A 15884-nucleotide genomic window follows, 5' to 3' on the forward strand; every position below is an offset into this window, starting at 1 on the left:
CAATCTCTTGTCTGGTGGCGATAGCGAAGAGGTCACACCCGTTCCCATACCGAACACGGAAGTTAAGCTCTTTAGCGCCAATGGTAGTTGGGACTTTGTCCCTGTGAGAGTAGGACGTTGCCAGGCACTTGAAAAAGACTAGCTATTTTAGCTAGTCTTTTTTTGTATGTTCATTTAAGTAACAAGAAATTAAGTAAGGAATCTTTTGAGCCGTAACTTCAAGGAACCTCAAGATAAATGGGTAATCTTTCGAAGAGTATGTATGCAATAATTCATACCACCACTCTGTTTCATAACGTGAAATCATACTTAAATTATAAAGTAATAAGTAATGTGCCAACATCTCAGGGAAATATAAGCAGCTATCTTTTTCCAAAGGTGCATGCAGCGTGTTATTTTGGAAATTGTACATAAAAGGTGAACAATTATATAAACAGCTTGAAGGATCAAGAATACATACCTGATCTTCTGACAGAGACAATGATAGGTGGGAACGCTCTTTTAAAAAAGAGTAGAGCCTTTCGTGATTCATATGATAACACCGTGTAACTTGTTCAGGAATAGACAAAGAGGTAGCTGGAAGCGACCCAATAGTTGTTAAATGGGAAAATGATCCAGTTCCTAAATTTAAAAATAATGTATCTAATTCCGGTACGCACGATAACAGATAATTCATTGTATATTTACTACCTTCCAGTTGTTTCACATGAAACAATTCTTCTCCTACTTGTGAAAACAAACCGCTTTTTTGGATCTTAACTTCATCATCTAAAAAATCATAACTTTGTTTTTTTCTTTTTCGTGTTGATACTCCATGTGCTAACACCGCTGTATTTTCTGGATATACTGGATTTTGCGTTAACAAACAGGCTTTTAACAGCTGTGACATTCCATAAAATAATAAAACTGGTTGAACTGATACAGGAGATTGTGCCGCAACTTGATAATAATTTTTACTGTGTTCCAGATAATAAATAAAGGGGTAACTGTTTTTAAAGCTATGTTGCTCTGCATCGCTATAATTCAATTTTTGATAGCGCTTTTTTAAAAAGTCTTGTACAAAAGGAACGGAGAAAAATAAATTGTAGGACGTCCAAACATCATTAAATTTATGCAATTAAATCACCTTTTCTTTTTATTAGAATTATCTGATATCTAGTGAAGTTATTGACAGGTACATATCTGCTTGTTAATCTACTAATAATATTCTGTCGTTTAAAGGAGGATTCTATAATGTGGGAAAGCAAATTTTCTAAAGAAGGCTTAACATTTGATGACGTTTTACTGGTGCCAGCAAAATCTGAGGTACTACCTAAAGACGTTGATATGAGTGTTGAACTAACAAAAACATTAAAATTAAAGGTGCCGTTCATCAGTGCAGGAATGGATACAGTTACAGAAGCTGAAATGGCTATTGCGATGGCTAGACAAGGTGGTTTAGGTATCATTCACAAAAACATGTCGATTGAACAGCAAGCAGAACAAGTTGATAAAGTAAAACGTTCTGAAAGTGGTGTTATCACGGATCCTTTCTTTTTAACTCCTGAAAACCAAGTATTTGCTGCTGAACATTTAATGGGCAAATATCGTATCTCAGGTGTGCCGATTGTCAACAACGAAGAAGAACAAAAACTAGTTGGAATCCTTACAAACCGCGACTTGCGTTTTATCCAAGATTATTCAATGCAAATTGCTGATGTAATGACAAAAGAAGAATTGGTTACTGCCCCAGTAGGAACGACTTTAGAAGAAGCAGAGAAAATTCTACAGCAATACAAAATTGAAAAGTTACCTCTTGTAGATGACAATGGCGTATTAAAAGGCCTTATCACAATTAAAGACATTGAAAAAGTAATTGAGTTTCCAAATGCAGCTAAAGATCAACAAGGTCGATTATTAGTTGGAGCAGCTGTTGGCGTAACAGCTGATTCAAACGTTCGTATCGAAAAATTAGTACAAGCTGGCGTTGATGTTATCGTTATTGATACAGCGCATGGACATTCACAAGGCGTTTTAGATACGGTAAGCAGCATTCGCGAGGCATATCCAGAGTTAAATATTATTGCTGGTAACGTAGCAACTGCTGAAGGTACAAAAGCATTAATTGAAGCAGGAGCAAACGTAGTAAAAGTAGGAATTGGACCTGGTTCAATTTGTACAACTCGTGTTGTAGCTGGTGTAGGCGTTCCACAAATTACAGCAGTATATGACTGTGCAACTGAAGCTCGTAAGCACGGTGTAGCTATTATCGCAGATGGCGGTATTAAATACTCTGGAGATATTGTAAAAGCACTTGCGGCTGGTGGACATACAGTAATGCTAGGAAGCCTTCTAGCAGGGACGACAGAAAGTCCTGGAGAAACAGAAATCTACCAGGGTAGACGCTTTAAAGTGTACCGTGGAATGGGCTCTGTAGGAGCTATGGAAAAAGGAAGTAAAGATCGATACTTCCAAGAAGATAATAAAAAATTAGTCCCAGAAGGTATCGAAGGACGTTTGCCTTACAAAGGACCTGTAGCAGATACTTTATATCAAATGATTGGCGGTTTACGCGCAGGAATGGGTTACTGTGGTTCAGCTAACTTAGAAGCGTTACGTGAACAGGCACAATTCATTCGTATGACTGGAGCAGGTTTAAGAGAAAGCCACCCACATGATGTACAAATCACAAAAGAATCTCCTAACTATTCTATGAGATAATCATGAATGCTAAAAAACACGTTTCCCTATTAGGGAAACGTGTTTTTTAAGTCATGGATCATGAATGTAACAGTACTTCTTTATCTATTTTTTTAAATTTTAATATGATAAAATTACATTTATGTGAGTTTACGTTTGGAGGGTATAGAGTGAGAAACGCAGTACAGAAACAATTAATTTGTGTCATTGCTGTTATGTTAATGGCCAGCGTATTTTTTGTCTCTACACAAGCATCAGCTGCTCCTAAAACAGATGATATTGGCGTTGAAGCAGATGCAGCGATCTTAGTAGAGGCAAGTACGGGGAAAGTATTATACGGGAAAAATGCGGATGCTTTATTAGGTATTGCAAGCATGACAAAAATGATGACGGAATACCTAGTATTAGAATCCATAAAAGATAAGAAATTATCTTGGGATCAACGTGTGCCAGTTAGTAAATATGCAGCTAAAATTTCTCAGGATTATGGATTATCGAATGTACCGTTAATTGAAAACCAAAAATACACGGTGAAAGAATTATATGATGCCATGGCTATTTACTCAGCTAATGGAGCTGCAATTGCTTTAGCTGAAGCTGTCAGTGATTCTGAAGAAAACTTTATTAAGTTAATGAACGAAACGGCAAAAAGATTAAATATGGGTGAATCAAAATTTGTCAATTCTACAGGTCTTTCTAATTCTCTGTTAAAAGGAATGTATCCAAAAGGAACGAAGGAAGAAGATGAGAACCTTCTATCGGCTCGGGCAGTTGCTACCCTTGCTTATCACTTAATCCATGATTATCCAGAATCTTTGGAAGTAGCTAAAACTCCTTCTAAGATGTTTAGACAAGGGCAACAAGGCGAAACAAAAATGAACAATTGGAATAAGATGCTCCCAGGTTTTTCAGCTGCCTACAGCGGCGTAGACGGTTTAAAAACTGGCCATACAGATTTTGCAGGTCAATGTTTCACTGGGACTGCAGAGCGTAACGGGGTAAGATACATAACAGTTGTAATGAATGCTAAGGAAAACGGCAAGTCTACGGAAGCTGCTCGTTTTTCCCAAACAAAAAAGATATTGGATTATGCTTTTAGTCATTTTCAGTTAAAAGAAGTAGTGCCTGCTAACGGCGAGATTAAAGGGCATGAAACAATTGATGTTGCTAAAGGAAAATCAAAAGAAGCTTCCGTTTCTCCAAAGAATTCGGTAAAAATTATTACCAAAAAAGGTCAAAAAGATCATACTAAAATCAACTTTAAGTTAAACGATAAAGTTATGAACGATCAAAAAGTTGTTGCTCCTATTAAAAAAGGAGAAACAGTTGCTTATGTGAGTGCAACAAACAGCAATCTTAAAGATTTAGGCTATGTAGGAGGTCAAACTACAGATAGCATGACGCCGGTTATGACAAACGAATCTGTTGAAAAAGCTGGATGGTTCTCTCTCGCTATCCGCAGTATTGGCAACTTCTTCAGCGATATTTGGATGAATGCTGCAAATACAGTGAATAACTGGTTTTAATGATAACTCAAGAGAAAGAAGAGATACTACAAGAGAGTATCTCTTTTTTTTATTTTAGATTTGTTTGTATATAATCTATAAATTAGATAGGAATTTTCCGAAAAATGCGGTAAAATAGACACTAAGTTTTGAATTTTGTATATACACTAAAAATTATTGTGAAACACTTGATACAGGAGGAAGACAAACATGAATAACATTACAGGTACTGATCGTGTAAAACGGGGAATGGCGGAAATGCAAAAAGGTGGCGTTATCATGGACGTGATCAATGCAGAGCAAGCAAAAATTGCAGAAGCAGCAGGCGCTGTTGCCGTTATGGCATTAGAGCGTGTTCCAGCTGATATCCGTGCAGCAGGCGGCGTGTCTCGTATGGCAGACCCAACAATTGTTGAAGAAGTGATGAATGCTGTGTCCATTCCAGTTATGGCAAAAGCTCGTATTGGCCATATTGTTGAAGCACGCGTGCTAGAAGCGATGGGTGTAGACTACATCGATGAAAGTGAAGTGTTGACTCCAGCTGATGAGGAGTTTCATTTAAATAAAAATACATTTACGGTTCCATTTGTGTGCGGTTGCCGTGATCTTGGCGAAGCATCTCGTCGTATTGCTGAAGGAGCTGCAATGCTTCGTACAAAGGGCGAACCAGGGACAGGGAACATCGTGGAAGCAGTACGTCATATGCGTCAAGTAAACGCTCAAGTACGTAAAGTTGTGGGCATGGACGAAGATGAGTTAATGACAGAAGCAAAACTATTAGGCGCACCTTATGAGTTATTACTGCAAATTAAACGTGAAGGTCGTTTACCAGTTGTAAACTTTGCAGCAGGCGGTGTAGCAACACCAGCAGATGCAGCGTTAATGATGCAGCTTGGAGCAGACGGCGTGTTCGTTGGATCAGGAATCTTTAAATCAGACAACCCTGAAAAGTTTGCACGTGCAATCGTGGAAGCAACAACACATTATCAAGACTATGAACTGATTGCAAACTTATCAAAAGGGTTAGGAAGTGCAATGAAAGGGATTGAAATTTCATCATTATTACCAGAAAACCGCATGCAAGAGCGTGGATGGTAATTTAAAGGGAGTTTTGACAAAATGGTAAAAGTAGGCGTGTTAGGATTACAAGGTGCCTTTCGCGAGCATGCACAAGCATTAGAAGCAGCAGGCGCTGAAGCCATTATCATAAAAAAAGTTGAACAGCTAAACGAAATAGATGGTTTAATCCTACCGGGCGGGGAAAGCACAGCGATGCGTCGTCTGATTGACAAATATGACTTTATGGAACCTCTTCGCCAGTTTGCACAAGCAGGTAAACCGGTATTTGGTACGTGTGCGGGTTTAATTTTACTCGCAGGACAAGTCGTTGACCGTGAAGAGCCCCATTTAGGTGTTATGGATATTACGGTAGCTCGAAACTCGTTTGGGCGTCAACGGGATAGCTTTGAAGCTGCCTTAAATATTAAAGATATCGGTGAAGGTTTTATAGGCGTATTTATCCGTGCTCCGCATATTGTAGAAGTAGGAGAAAACGTTGAAGTCTTAGCTATGCATAACGACCGAATCGTTGCGGCAAGACAAGGTCAATTCTTGGGATGTTCGTTTCATCCAGAATTGACAGATGATGCCCGCATGGCGCAGTATTTTGTAGCAATGGTTGAAGAAGCTTCAAAAAAACCTGTATAAATGAATTGCATCTTGTAAAGACTTGTAGTACATTATGATTAATAAAAATGATATTGGTATAAAGCGTTGATAGGAAATAGTAATAAGATTTTTGATTTCAAGAGAGTCGATGGCTGGTGTGAATCGATAATCAATTCTTATGAATCCGTCCTGGAGCAAGCTGTCGAAAAAGTAGTAGGCAGTTTCGGTTCATCCGTTATCTGGTTTAAGAGGAAGGCTTATTTTAGCTTTCAATTAGGGTGGCAACGCGGGTAAACTCTCGTCCCTTTCATGGGGATGAGAGTTTTTATTTTGCCCTTTTATACTAAAGGAGGTACTAAGTATGTTAGATTTAAAATTTTTACGTGCTAATTTTAATGAAGTAAAAGAAAAGCTCAAGTTTCGTGGTGAGGACTTAACGGACTTAGGTCGCTTTGAAGATTTAGATGCAAAACGCCGTGAGCTAATTGCTCAAACAGAAGAGTTAAAAAGCAAGCGAAATGAAGTATCACAGCAAATTGCACAATTGAAGCGTGAAAAACAAGATGCTGATCATTTAATCGTTGAAATGCGTGAAGTAGGAGATCGCGTAAAGCAATTGGATGAAGAGCTTCGCAGCGTTGAAGAAGAATTAGAACTATTGCTGCTTTCAATTCCTAACGTTCCACATGAAAGTACGCCTGTAGGTGAAACTGAAGATGATAACGTAGAAGTTCGCAAATGGGGAGAAATTAAACAATTTGATTTTGAACCAAAACCGCATTGGGATTTAGGAACAGATTTAAATATTTTAGATTTTGAAAGAGCTTCGAAAGTAACGGGAAGCCGCTTTGTCTTTTATAAAGGGTTAGGTGCAAGATTAGAACGCGCTCTTATTAACTTTATGATGGATTTACATATGGATGAGCATGGTTATGAAGAAATCCTTCCTCCATATATGGTGAATCGCACAAGCATGACAGGAACAGGGCAGCTTCCTAAATTTGAAGAAGATGCATTCAAGATTAAAGAAGAAGATTATTTCTTAATTCCTACAGCTGAAGTACCAGTTACAAATTTACATCGTGATGAAATTTTAAGCGGAGATCAGCTTCCAATTGCTTATACAGCGTATAGTGCTTGCTTCCGCTCTGAAGCAGGCTCTGCAGGAAGAGATACACGTGGTCTTATTCGTCAGCATCAGTTTAATAAAGTAGAACTCGTTCGCTTTGTTAAGCCAGAAGATTCTTATGATGAATTAGAAAAATTAACGGGCCATGCTGAAAAGGTTCTTCAACTATTAGGTTTACCTTACCGAGTTCTAAGCATGTGTACAGCTGACTTAGGTTTCACAGCAGCCAAAAAGTATGATATTGAAGTTTGGATTCCAAGTTATGAAACGTATCGTGAAATTTCTTCTTGTTCAAACTTTGAAAGCTTCCAAGCTCGCCGTGCTAATATTCGCTTCCGCCGTGATACAAAAGCAAAACCAGAACATGTTCATACACTAAATGGTTCTGGCTTAGCAATTGGCCGTACGGTAGCTGCAATTTTAGAAAACTACCAGCAGGAAGATGGATCAATTCAAATTCCAGAAGTGCTGCGTCCATATATGGGAAATAAAGAATTTATCTCTAAATAAAAGTAGAAGATGTTCATTAAGAATTAATTCTTAATGAACATCTTTTTTTAAAAAATCAATAAAAGGGTTGACTTCATTATTTGTATATGATAAATTAATACTTGTCGATACGGAGGAATACCCAAGTCCGGCTGAAGGGATCGGTCTTGAAAACCGACAGGGGTGTTAAAGCCCGCGGGGGTTCGAATCCCTCTTCCTCCGCCATATTTGACTTATAATGCAATTAACATAGCGCGATAAATTGGAGATTGGAAAACCGTTACTTATAAGTAACGGTTTTTTATTTGTTAAAAATGCCGCTTTATCTATTAAAGCGGCATTTTTTTATAGATGACGACGTTTTAGCTTTTCATTATGTTGTAAAAAGCGAGCCACTTTTTCAACAATTGATTCAATTGAATCAGGATCCTTGATAAGGTCGTATTCTCTAATATCTAAACGAAGAATAGGGCAAGCCGTAAAGTTATTAATCCAGTCTTCGTATCGGGCGTGCATCTCTTTCCAATAATCAAGAGGCGTTTGCTGTTCCATTGGTCGCCCTCTTTCTTGAATGCGATCTACAATATCTTCGAAGCTGCCTTCCAAATAAATGAGCAGATCCGGATGAGGAAAATACGGAGTCATAACCATTGCATCGAACAAGCTTGTATATGTTTCATAGTCTACTTTAGACATCGTTCCTTTTTCAAAATGCATCTTAGCAAAGATACCGGTATCTTCGTAAATGGATCTGTCTTGGATGAAGCCGCCGCCATACTCGAAAATTTTCTTTTGTTCTTTAAAGCGTTCCGCTAGAAAATATACCTGTAGGTGGAAGCTCCAACGTTCAAAATCTCCATAAAATTTGTCCAGGTAAGGGTTGGAATCTACTTTTTCAAACGATGTGCGAAATTGGAGAGCATCAGCCAATGATTGAGTCATTGTAGATTTCCCAACTCCAACTGTACCCGCTATCGTCAACACAGCATCATTAGGAATGTTGTATTTTGATCGTAAGTTTACCATTACATACTCCTTTTTAACATACTTTCTTGAACCTCTGATAAGATTCTATTTAAGTGTTGTTTATTTTGTACAAAATCTATTTCATCACCGTCATAACGTAAAATGGTTACATCAGGATTATTTTGTTCAAATGCCGACATAGCCTTTTCATAATCATCACTTAGCCTCGCAAGGTAGTGAGGATCGATGTTTCGTTCAATTTCTCTTCCGCGCATTTTAATCCGCTTTAACAAGGTATCTAAACTGGCATTTAAATAAATAATAATGTTCGGAGCTGGCATATCAGCCGTTAAGATGTGGAAGATTTGTACATATTTTTTATACTGTTCATCTTTTAACGTTTGCTCAGCAAAAATCATGTTTTTCATAATATGATAATCTGCTACAACAGGTTTTTTATAAGATAAGAACCCTTTTTGAATATCCTCCAACTGCTTATATCGATTACATAGAAAAAACATTTCGGTTTGAAAACTCCACTCGTTGATATTTTCATAAAATTTCCCGAGAAATGGATTTTCATCTACGATTTCTTTTAAAATTTCGAATTGAAATGCTTGTGCAATCTCTTTAGCTAGAGAGGTTTTTCCGACACCGATGGGTCCTTCTACTGAAATAAAAGGTGTGCCTTGCATTCATTTGCCTCCTTCATGACCACTCGTTCAAAAAAAACAGACAAAAAATATTTTAACATAGAGAAGGAGAATAAGGGGAAAAGAAATTTCTTTCAGTAAGAAGAATAACAAAAAGCCTACTGTTCACAGTAAGCTTTCCCTATTTATGGTTGTGTCACTCTTTTTGTAATTTTGAAGTTGTCTTCAATCAAGAGCCAGTTTTGCGGGAAATCTAAGCCTAGTTTCCAGTAGGCCATTCCTCTAAGTTTTAATTCTTTGATTAAATCAAACTTGGCCTGAATAGACCTAGCGTCTTCAAACCATACTTCGTGGGTGCGCTGCTGTTCATCTTTATACCGGAAGAAAGGAGCTTGTGCTTTATTGTCGTATTGAATCGCTACTTTATAGCGAGCTGCCAACTCAATAGCTCGTTGAGGACTAATGGCCTTGGCATATTCTCCTCCTGGTTTGTAAGGAAGTGTCCAATCGTAACCGTATAGATTTTGACCCATGATAATTTTTGAACTAGGTATTTCAGATACTGCATATTCTAAAACATCACGTACGGGACCAATAGGAGAGACGGCCATAGGAGGCCCACCGCTATATCCCCATTCGTATGTCATCGGAACAACGAAGTTAGCAATCTCTCCAATGGCTTTATAATCATGTGCTTCATACCATTTGCCTTTTTGATCTCGACTTGTTTTCGGAGCTAAAGCGACAGACATAAGAAGTTGCTCATCTTGAAGACGCTTTTTTGCTTTCTGTAAAAATGCAATATAGGCTTCTTTATCTGCCGGACGCAAAAATTCGAAGTCAAAGTGAATGTCTCTGAAATTTTGTTCTTTCGCTGTTTTTACAATATTATTTAAAAGCGTATCTTGAACGTCTTTATTAGTTAAAATTGCTCGGCCGACTTCGTCACTGAATGCGCCGTTTTCAATATTAGCCAATACCATTAAGAAAATGACGTCATTTTCTTTAGCAATAGAACCTAAATTGTTAAGTGGAGGCGCCTTTAGAGAACCGTCTTTTTGCACTTCAAAGTTCGCCGGCCCGAGATAAGTAAGGTATTTTGCATTTTGATTAATCATTTTCTCTGTTTGAGGAGTGATTTTTCGATTGCTTGTTTCAACATACCCTAAAAACTCACCGTTTCTTTTGTTGGGGGAAGGAGGAATTAAGATGCGGCGGCCAGGGGTTAAGGGTGCTGTAACTGAAACATTGTTCGCATTGGCAATAGCCTGATAGCTAACGCCTAATTTTCTTCCTATCTTCCATATAGTGTCCCCGGCTTTTACTGTGTAGTAAGTACCGTTGATTGGAATAACCATAGATTGCCCGATGACGAGTTGATTTGGATTAGGTAATTCATTTGCTCTTATAATTTTCCCTGCGTCAATGCGGAACTGTTTTGCAATACTATATATACTGTCACCTGCTTTAACAGTGTAAATTTGCATAATAAAAAGCCTCCATTTCATATGACTTACTTCCATCATATGAGAAGGCTTTTTACTTAATTCATCAACTCGGTATGTTTGCAAATATGAGCATTTAATACATTATGCATCATTCTCAAAGCAAAGGTATTGTCTTCATCTGCGTTTGAAGCAATACAATCTTCAGGTACAATTAAGTTATACTCACGCATATAAGCATCGTTAGCTGAAAAAAGCACGCATATATTTCCCGCAATTCCTGTTAAAATAAGTGTATGAACATCGAGCTGTGATAGCAAAATATTTAAAGCTGTTCCATAGAAGATAGAATGCTTTGGTTTAATTAAAAAGTAATCAGCGTTTTGTGGTGAAATGTGATGTAGAACGGGTGAGCTTATCTCATTTGTGCAGTGTGTTAAAATGGTTTCTAAGTTTGCTTGCCATAGCTTATAGTGGTCATTGACATAAATGATAGGGATATGTTGAGAAGAGGCATATTGTTTTAATTTGGAAATATTTTGAGCAATTGTTAAAGATTTTTCAGCAAGTATTTTGCCGTTTTTAAATTGAAAATCGTTTAGCATATCAATAATAATTAAAGCAGTTTTAGCGTTCTTCACACAAGGTCTCTCCTTTTCCTGATGTACATAGTAAATAGTTTGACTCAGAAAAAATATAATATGTAAGGTTGGATAAAAAGTGTTAAATGATGAAAAGTATATGAGGTTGGCAATTGATGAAGCATTAAAAGCCAAAGATAAATTAGAGGTTCCCATTGGAGCAGTTATTGTTCAAAATGATGAGGTGGTTGCTTCAGCTTATAACTTACGAGAAACAGAACAGCGATCAGTTGCTCATGCGGAACTTTTAGCAATTGATGAAGCATGTAAGAAACTAAGAACATGGAGATTGGAAGACGCTACATTATATGTCACCTTAGAACCATGTCCGATGTGTGCAGGTGCTATTGTATTATCAAGAGTGAAAAGAGTTGTGTTTGGCGCTTATGATCCTAAAGGTGGCTGCGCGGGAACATTGTTAAATTTATTAGAGTTTGAAAAGTTTAATCATCAAGCAGAAGTAGTAGGAGGTATGCTAGAAAAAGAATGCGGGAGCCTCTTAACGACCTTTTTTCGTGAGTTGCGTCAACGAAAAAAGTCTGGAAAATAGCGCTAAAAAAGTAAGTTTTCTATAGCGGTTGCATTTTTGAATGAAAAGACGTATACTTGTAAATGCATCAACTTGATGCCCAAACTATTGGTTTCAACTTTGCCGTGCTAAGCGGGGAGGTAGCGGTGCCCTGTACTCGCAATCCGCTCTAGCGAGGCCGAATTCCTTCTTGAGGTTAGCTCATCTTAGGGCCTGCCTTAAGTAAGTGGTGTTGACGTTTGGGTCCTATGCAATGGGAATCTGTGAACCCTGTCAGGTCCGGAAGGAAGCAGCAGTAAGCAGAATCTCTCATGTGCCATGGGGTCGCCTGAACCGAGCTAACTGCTTAAGTAACGCCTGGGGTGGCTAATCGACGGAAGGTGCACGGCAGTTATATACATAAGTTTAGTCTACTCTGTTGGAGTAGGCTTTTTATTTTATCTCTCACTATTTTGAAAAAAAACCTCATAATACGCTATAATGATAACTAATGAATTATATTAAAAGGAGAGGATGTAGTGGCATATCAGGCTCTGTACCGTGTATACCGTCCTCAAAGCTTTAACGACGTAGTCGGTCAACAACATATTATCAAAACACTTCAAAATGCCCTTGTCCAAGAGAAATTTTCGCATGCGTATTTATTTTCTGGGCCTCGAGGGACAGGAAAGACAACAGCTGCTAAAATTTTAGCGAAAGCCGTTAACTGTGAAAAAGCACCCATTGCTGAACCCTGTAATGAATGTGCAACTTGTCGGGGAATTACTGATGGTTCCATTTCTGATGTAATTGAAATTGATGCAGCTTCTAATAATGGAGTCGATGAAATTCGAGATATCCGTGATAAAGTAAAATATGCACCTAGTGCTGTTCGATACAAAGTGTATATTATTGATGAGGTTCATATGCTTTCAATTGGAGCTTTTAACGCTTTGTTAAAAACGTTAGAAGAACCTCCTGCACATGTTATCTTTATTTTAGCTACAACAGAGCCGCATAAAATTCCATTAACGATTATCTCTAGATGTCAGCGCTTTGATTTCAAACGCATTTCGCCAGAAGATATCGTATATCGAATGAAGGAAGTATTAGGTTCTGAAGAGCTAGAAGTAAGCGAGGATGCTCTTTACGAAATTGCGAAAGCTTCAGAAGGCGGCATGCGTGATGCACTTAGTCTTTTAGACCAATCTATCTCGTATAGTACGGATAAGGTGGGCTTGGAGGATGTTCTATCCATAACAGGAGCAGTATCACAGTCTTTTATTGTGAAGATCGTCCAAGCTATCTTTAATAAAAACATCGTAGAAGCGCTAGACTCTGTTGAAAGTTTGATTAAAAACGGAAAAGATCCAGCGAGGTTTGTAGAGGACCTCATCTTCTATTATCGTGATGTTCTGCTTTATCAAGCTTCTGAAGAAAATGCATATTTACTTGAAAAAGCAGCGGTTAACGAAGAGTTTAAAGAACTCAGTTCAAAAATGGATAGTGCTTTTATTTATAAAGTCATTGCTGAATTGAACCAAACTCAGCAAGAGATGAAATGGAGTAATCATCCTCGAGTGCTACTTGAAGTAGCTTTAGTAAAATTAGCTCAAAGTTCTACAAATCAAGAGAGTGCTCTTCCCTATCAAGACATTTTGCAAAAAATGAATCAAATGGAAGCAGAACTGCAGCAGTTAAAAGAAAAAGGCATTCAAGTTGATCATACAGCTCAGGCAGTGCAAACAGAGAAAAAACAGATAAGACAGTCCAGAAGTCAGTACAAGACGCCTGTTGGGAAGGTAAATGAAGTTCTAAAAAATGCCACTCGGCAGAATTTAGAAACAATTAAGCGATCTTGGGCGCAGGTGTTGGACACATTGAAACAACAAAATAAAGCTTCACATGCAGCGTTGTTATCTAACAGTGAACCGGTTGCGTCTTCAGATCAATCATTTATACTTAAATTCAAATATGAAATTCATTGCAAAATGGCTTCTGAAAATAACAACAATGTACGTGATAATTTAGAGAATATCTTATATACTTTAATTGGCAGCAAGCGTGAAATGGTTGCAATTCCAGAAAGCGAATGGGATAAAGTAAGAGAAGAGTTTCTTCAAGGACAGCAAAGTGATGGGTCATCAGGTCAACCACAGGAGGAAGACCCTGTGGTTGCAGAAGCGAAAAAGCTATTTGGAGAAGACTTAATCGAAATTCAAGAGTAAATTTAGGAGGAATGTTCATATGATGAAAGGCATGGGCAATATGCAAAAAATGATGAAACAAATGCAAAAAATGCAAAAAGATATGCAAAAAGCGCAGGAAGAGTTAGCTGAAAAAACTGTTGAAGGTACAGCTGGCGGCGGAATGGTAACAGTTGTAGTTAACGGTCAGAAACAAGTAATTGATGTAAATATTAAAGAGGATGTAGTAGATCCTGAAGATATTGAAATGCTACAAGATTTAGTACTAGCAGCAACAAATGACGCATTAAAACAAATGGACGATTTAACAAATAACACAATGGGTCAATTTACAAAAGGTTTAAATATTCCAGGACTTTAATAAGGTGGTTGCCACGTGCATTATCCAGAACCAATATCAAAGCTTATAGATAGTTTTATGAAGTTACCCGGCATTGGTCCAAAAACAGCTGTTCGCTTAGCGTTCTTTGTTTTATCTATGAAAGAAGATACAGTATTAGATTTTGCAAAAGCATTAGTCAATGCGAAGCGAAATTTAACCTATTGTTCAGTTTGCGGACATATCACAGATCAAGATCCTTGTTACATTTGTCAAGATCAGCGCAGAGAGCGAAATGTGGTATGTGTCGTGCAAGACCCTAAGGATGTCATTGCAATGGAGAAAATGAAAGAATATAACGGCTTGTATCATGTCCTGCATGGCGCAATTTCACCTATGGAAGGAATAGGGCCTGAAGATATCAAAGTACCAGAGTTATTAAAAAGACTTCAAGATGATGAGATTCAAGAAGTGATTTTAGCCACTAACCCGAATATAGAGGGCGAAGCTACGGCTATGTATATCTCTAGGCTCTTAAAGCCGACAGGAATTAAAATTACTAGAATTGCTCATGGGTTACCCGTTGGAGGAGATCTTGAGTACGCAGATGAAGTAACATTATCTAAAGCACTAGAAGGTAGAAGAGAAGTATAACGAGGTACTTGCATATGTTTTTTAAAAGAAAAGGTTGGTTACGCAAAGAGTACGATGATGAATTTGTGAAGACTTTTATGCAAGTAAAGCAGGAATGGAGTCACAAAACTTCAATGGTAGAAAGAAGTGTAGATCCTTCAGAAGAGGTAATGGTAGATATTCGATTAGCCAAAATGAAGTATCTTTTTCTATTAAAAGAAGCCAAGCATCGAAATATTTCAATTAACAGGATGTCATAGAGGCATCCTGTTTTGTTGTCTTTATAAAATAAGGATTTCCCTCCGGGAAGTAGTGCTTTTTTTGAATGCTTGGACATACATATAAGATAACTTATCTGCTTTAAGAAGGAGGCAACATGCTAAATCATCCCATTGTAGTTGTGTCTTTTTTAATAGGGCTAATCATTCTACTCTTAGTAACAGGTGGTGTTGAAAAAATGCTTCGAGTCATTGGAAATTTATCGATCAAGCTTATTATTGGCGTTCTGCTGCTTTTCTTTATTAACATCTTTGGCGTACAGTTTGGTATTCATATCCCTATTAATTTCCCCACAGCCATTGTTTCAGCTATTTTAGGTATTCCAGGCATAGCTGCCTTACTTGTTATTAATAATTTCATATTATAATTTGGAGGAATATCCAAAATAAAAGTTTTCTGGAATCTTTTCGAGAAAACTTTTATTTTTTTTGAAAAAGTTGTTGACCAACAAGTTAACAGATGTTATATTTATATACGTCGCTAAGACAACAACAAAAAATAACTCGAAAATAACTTAATGAAAAAAGTTGTTGACAAGTTATTCTTGAGGTGGTAAGATAAGAAAGTCGCCTTGAGACAAGAGTTCTTTGAAAACTGAACGAAATAGTAAACGTCAACGTTAATTTTTATTTTTTGAATTGAGCAAGTCAAACATTTCTTCGGAGAGTTTGATCCTGGCTCAGGATGAACGCTGGCGGCGTGCCTAATACATGCAAGTCGAGCGAACTGATTAGAAGCTTGCTTCTATGACGTTAGCGGCGGA

General features: G+C 37.7%; 16 protein-coding genes, 1 tRNA gene, 2 rRNA genes, 1 other RNA gene and 1 other annotated feature. Of the genes, 15 read left to right on the top strand and 5 right to left on the bottom strand.

Annotated features, from left to right (window positions below; all coding sequences use genetic code 11):
* Positions 1-10 precede the first annotated feature (10 nt).
* Positions 11-126: ribosomal RNA gene (gene rrf, locus AC0C45_RS29500) — 5S ribosomal RNA — on the top strand.
* Between the two features lie 25 nt (positions 127-151).
* Here the strand turns inward: rrf and AC0C45_RS29505 are convergent.
* Positions 152-1117 (bottom strand): YaaC family protein, encoded by a 966-nt coding sequence (locus AC0C45_RS29505; RefSeq protein WP_034648173.1) that lies wholly within the window; start codon positions 1115-1117, stop codon positions 152-154.
* Between the two features lie 116 nt (positions 1118-1233).
* On the opposite strand from AC0C45_RS29505, the gene guaB reads away from it, so the two are divergent.
* From guaB to AC0C45_RS29535, 6 genes are all read left to right on the top strand, one after another.
* Entirely contained in the window at positions 1234-2700 is a 1467-nt protein-coding gene (guaB, locus tag AC0C45_RS29510; RefSeq protein WP_013081319.1) for an IMP dehydrogenase, read from the top strand.
* Between the two features lie 149 nt (positions 2701-2849).
* The gene (locus AC0C45_RS29515) at positions 2850-4205 is read left to right on the top strand and encodes a serine hydrolase (RefSeq protein WP_237893240.1); all 1356 of its coding nucleotides are present in this window, start codon (positions 2850-2852) and stop codon (positions 4203-4205) included.
* A 189-nt stretch (positions 4206-4394) separates the two neighbouring features.
* Positions 4395-5282 (top strand): pyridoxal 5'-phosphate synthase lyase subunit PdxS, encoded by an 888-nt coding sequence (gene pdxS, locus AC0C45_RS29520; RefSeq protein ID WP_013054829.1) that lies wholly within the window; start codon positions 4395-4397, stop codon positions 5280-5282.
* 21 nt (positions 5283-5303) lie between these two features.
* A complete protein-coding gene (gene pdxT, locus AC0C45_RS29525) occupies positions 5304-5891 on the top strand; it encodes a pyridoxal 5'-phosphate synthase glutaminase subunit PdxT (protein WP_016762689.1) in 588 nt (195 codons plus the stop codon).
* A 57-nt stretch (positions 5892-5948) separates the two neighbouring features.
* Positions 5949-6161: a binding site (T-box leader), on the top strand.
* Positions 6162-6213: 52 nt separating this feature from the next.
* Positions 6214-7491 carry a serine--tRNA ligase gene (gene serS, locus AC0C45_RS29530; RefSeq protein WP_016762690.1) on the top strand — a complete coding sequence of 426 codons (1278 nt, stop codon included), beginning with the start codon at positions 6214-6216 and terminating at the stop codon, positions 7489-7491.
* A gap of 111 nt (positions 7492-7602) precedes the next feature.
* Positions 7603-7695, top strand: a tRNA-Ser gene (locus tag AC0C45_RS29535).
* 120 nt (positions 7696-7815) lie between these two features.
* Here AC0C45_RS29535 and AC0C45_RS29540 read toward each other — a convergent pair.
* The 4 genes from AC0C45_RS29540 to AC0C45_RS29555 form a co-directional block, all read right to left on the bottom strand.
* Positions 7816-8496, bottom strand: a complete 681-nt coding sequence (locus tag AC0C45_RS29540) for a deoxynucleoside kinase (RefSeq protein ID WP_013054832.1) — start codon at positions 8494-8496, stop codon at positions 7816-7818.
* Entirely contained in the window at positions 8496-9131 is a 636-nt protein-coding gene (locus AC0C45_RS29545) for a deoxynucleoside kinase (protein WP_013081322.1), read from the bottom strand. Before AC0C45_RS29545 ends, AC0C45_RS29540 begins: the two co-directional genes overlap by 1 nt.
* Positions 9132-9274: 143 nt before the next feature.
* Positions 9275-10576, bottom strand: a complete 1302-nt coding sequence (locus tag AC0C45_RS29550) for a glycoside hydrolase family 18 protein (protein ID WP_013081323.1) — start codon at positions 10574-10576, stop codon at positions 9275-9277.
* Between the two features lie 56 nt (positions 10577-10632).
* Positions 10633-11175, bottom strand: coding sequence for a cysteine hydrolase family protein (locus tag AC0C45_RS29555; RefSeq protein WP_016762693.1), 543 nt, complete (start codon positions 11173-11175; stop codon positions 10633-10635).
* Positions 11176-11254: 79 nt separating this feature from the next.
* On the opposite strand from AC0C45_RS29555, the gene tadA reads away from it, so the two are divergent.
* The 8 genes from tadA to AC0C45_RS29595 all read left to right on the top strand — a co-directional run.
* Positions 11255-11725 carry a tRNA adenosine(34) deaminase TadA gene (gene tadA / locus AC0C45_RS29560; RefSeq protein ID WP_080743114.1) on the top strand — a complete coding sequence of 157 codons (471 nt, stop codon included), beginning with the start codon at positions 11255-11257 and terminating at the stop codon, positions 11723-11725.
* A gap of 102 nt (positions 11726-11827) precedes the next feature.
* Positions 11828-12092: signal recognition particle sRNA large type (gene ffs, locus AC0C45_RS29565), an RNA gene on the top strand.
* Between the two features lie 130 nt (positions 12093-12222).
* Positions 12223-13911, top strand: a complete 1689-nt coding sequence (dnaX, locus tag AC0C45_RS29570) for a DNA polymerase III subunit gamma/tau (RefSeq protein WP_472929286.1) — start codon at positions 12223-12225, stop codon at positions 13909-13911.
* Positions 13912-13930: 19 nt separating this feature from the next.
* On the top strand, positions 13931-14251 hold the full coding sequence (locus AC0C45_RS29575) for a YbaB/EbfC family nucleoid-associated protein (RefSeq protein WP_013081327.1): 321 nt from the start codon (positions 13931-13933) through the stop codon (positions 14249-14251).
* Positions 14252-14266: 15 nt separating this feature from the next.
* Positions 14267-14863, top strand: a complete 597-nt coding sequence (gene recR, locus AC0C45_RS29580) for a recombination mediator RecR (protein ID WP_013054839.1) — start codon at positions 14267-14269, stop codon at positions 14861-14863.
* 14 nt (positions 14864-14877) lie between these two features.
* Positions 14878-15102 (top strand): YaaL family protein, encoded by a 225-nt coding sequence (locus AC0C45_RS29585; RefSeq protein ID WP_013054840.1) that lies wholly within the window; start codon positions 14878-14880, stop codon positions 15100-15102.
* Positions 15103-15218: 116 nt separating this feature from the next.
* Positions 15219-15488: a pro-sigmaK processing inhibitor BofA family protein gene (locus AC0C45_RS29590; RefSeq protein ID WP_013081328.1), complete on the top strand. Its 270-nt coding sequence runs from the start codon at positions 15219-15221 to the stop codon at positions 15486-15488.
* A 289-nt stretch (positions 15489-15777) separates the two neighbouring features.
* Positions 15778-15884, top strand: a 16S ribosomal RNA gene (locus AC0C45_RS29595); the annotation flags it as partial.

It is taken from the genome of Priestia sp. VA7 (genome assembly GCF_055710015.1).

Bases quoted from the DNA above. Each gene is read 5' to 3' on its own strand.
- guaB (WP_013081319.1), top strand. From the start codon at position 1,234: ATGTGGGAAAGCAAATTTTCTAAAGAAGGCTTAACATTTGATGACGTT.
- pdxT (WP_016762689.1), top strand. From the start codon at position 5,304: ATGGTAAAAGTAGGCGTGTTAGGATTACAAGGTGCCTTTCGCGAGCAT.
- AC0C45_RS29545 (WP_013081322.1), bottom strand. From the start codon at position 9,131: ATGCAAGGCACACCTTTTATTTCAGTAGAAGGACCCATCGGTGTCGGA.
- AC0C45_RS29550 (WP_013081323.1), bottom strand. From the start codon at position 10,576: ATGCAAATTTACACTGTTAAAGCAGGTGACAGTATATATAGTATTGCA.
- serS (WP_016762690.1), top strand. From the start codon at position 6,214: ATGTTAGATTTAAAATTTTTACGTGCTAATTTTAATGAAGTAAAAGAA.
- AC0C45_RS29575 (WP_013081327.1), top strand. From the start codon at position 13,931: ATGATGAAAGGCATGGGCAATATGCAAAAAATGATGAAACAAATGCAA.
- AC0C45_RS29585 (WP_013054840.1), top strand. From the start codon at position 14,878: ATGTTTTTTAAAAGAAAAGGTTGGTTACGCAAAGAGTACGATGATGAA.
- AC0C45_RS29590 (WP_013081328.1), top strand. From the start codon at position 15,219: ATGCTAAATCATCCCATTGTAGTTGTGTCTTTTTTAATAGGGCTAATC.
- AC0C45_RS29540 (WP_013054832.1), bottom strand. From the start codon at position 8,496: ATGGTAAACTTACGATCAAAATACAACATTCCTAATGATGCTGTGTTG.
- pdxS (WP_013054829.1), top strand. From the start codon at position 4,395: ATGAATAACATTACAGGTACTGATCGTGTAAAACGGGGAATGGCGGAA.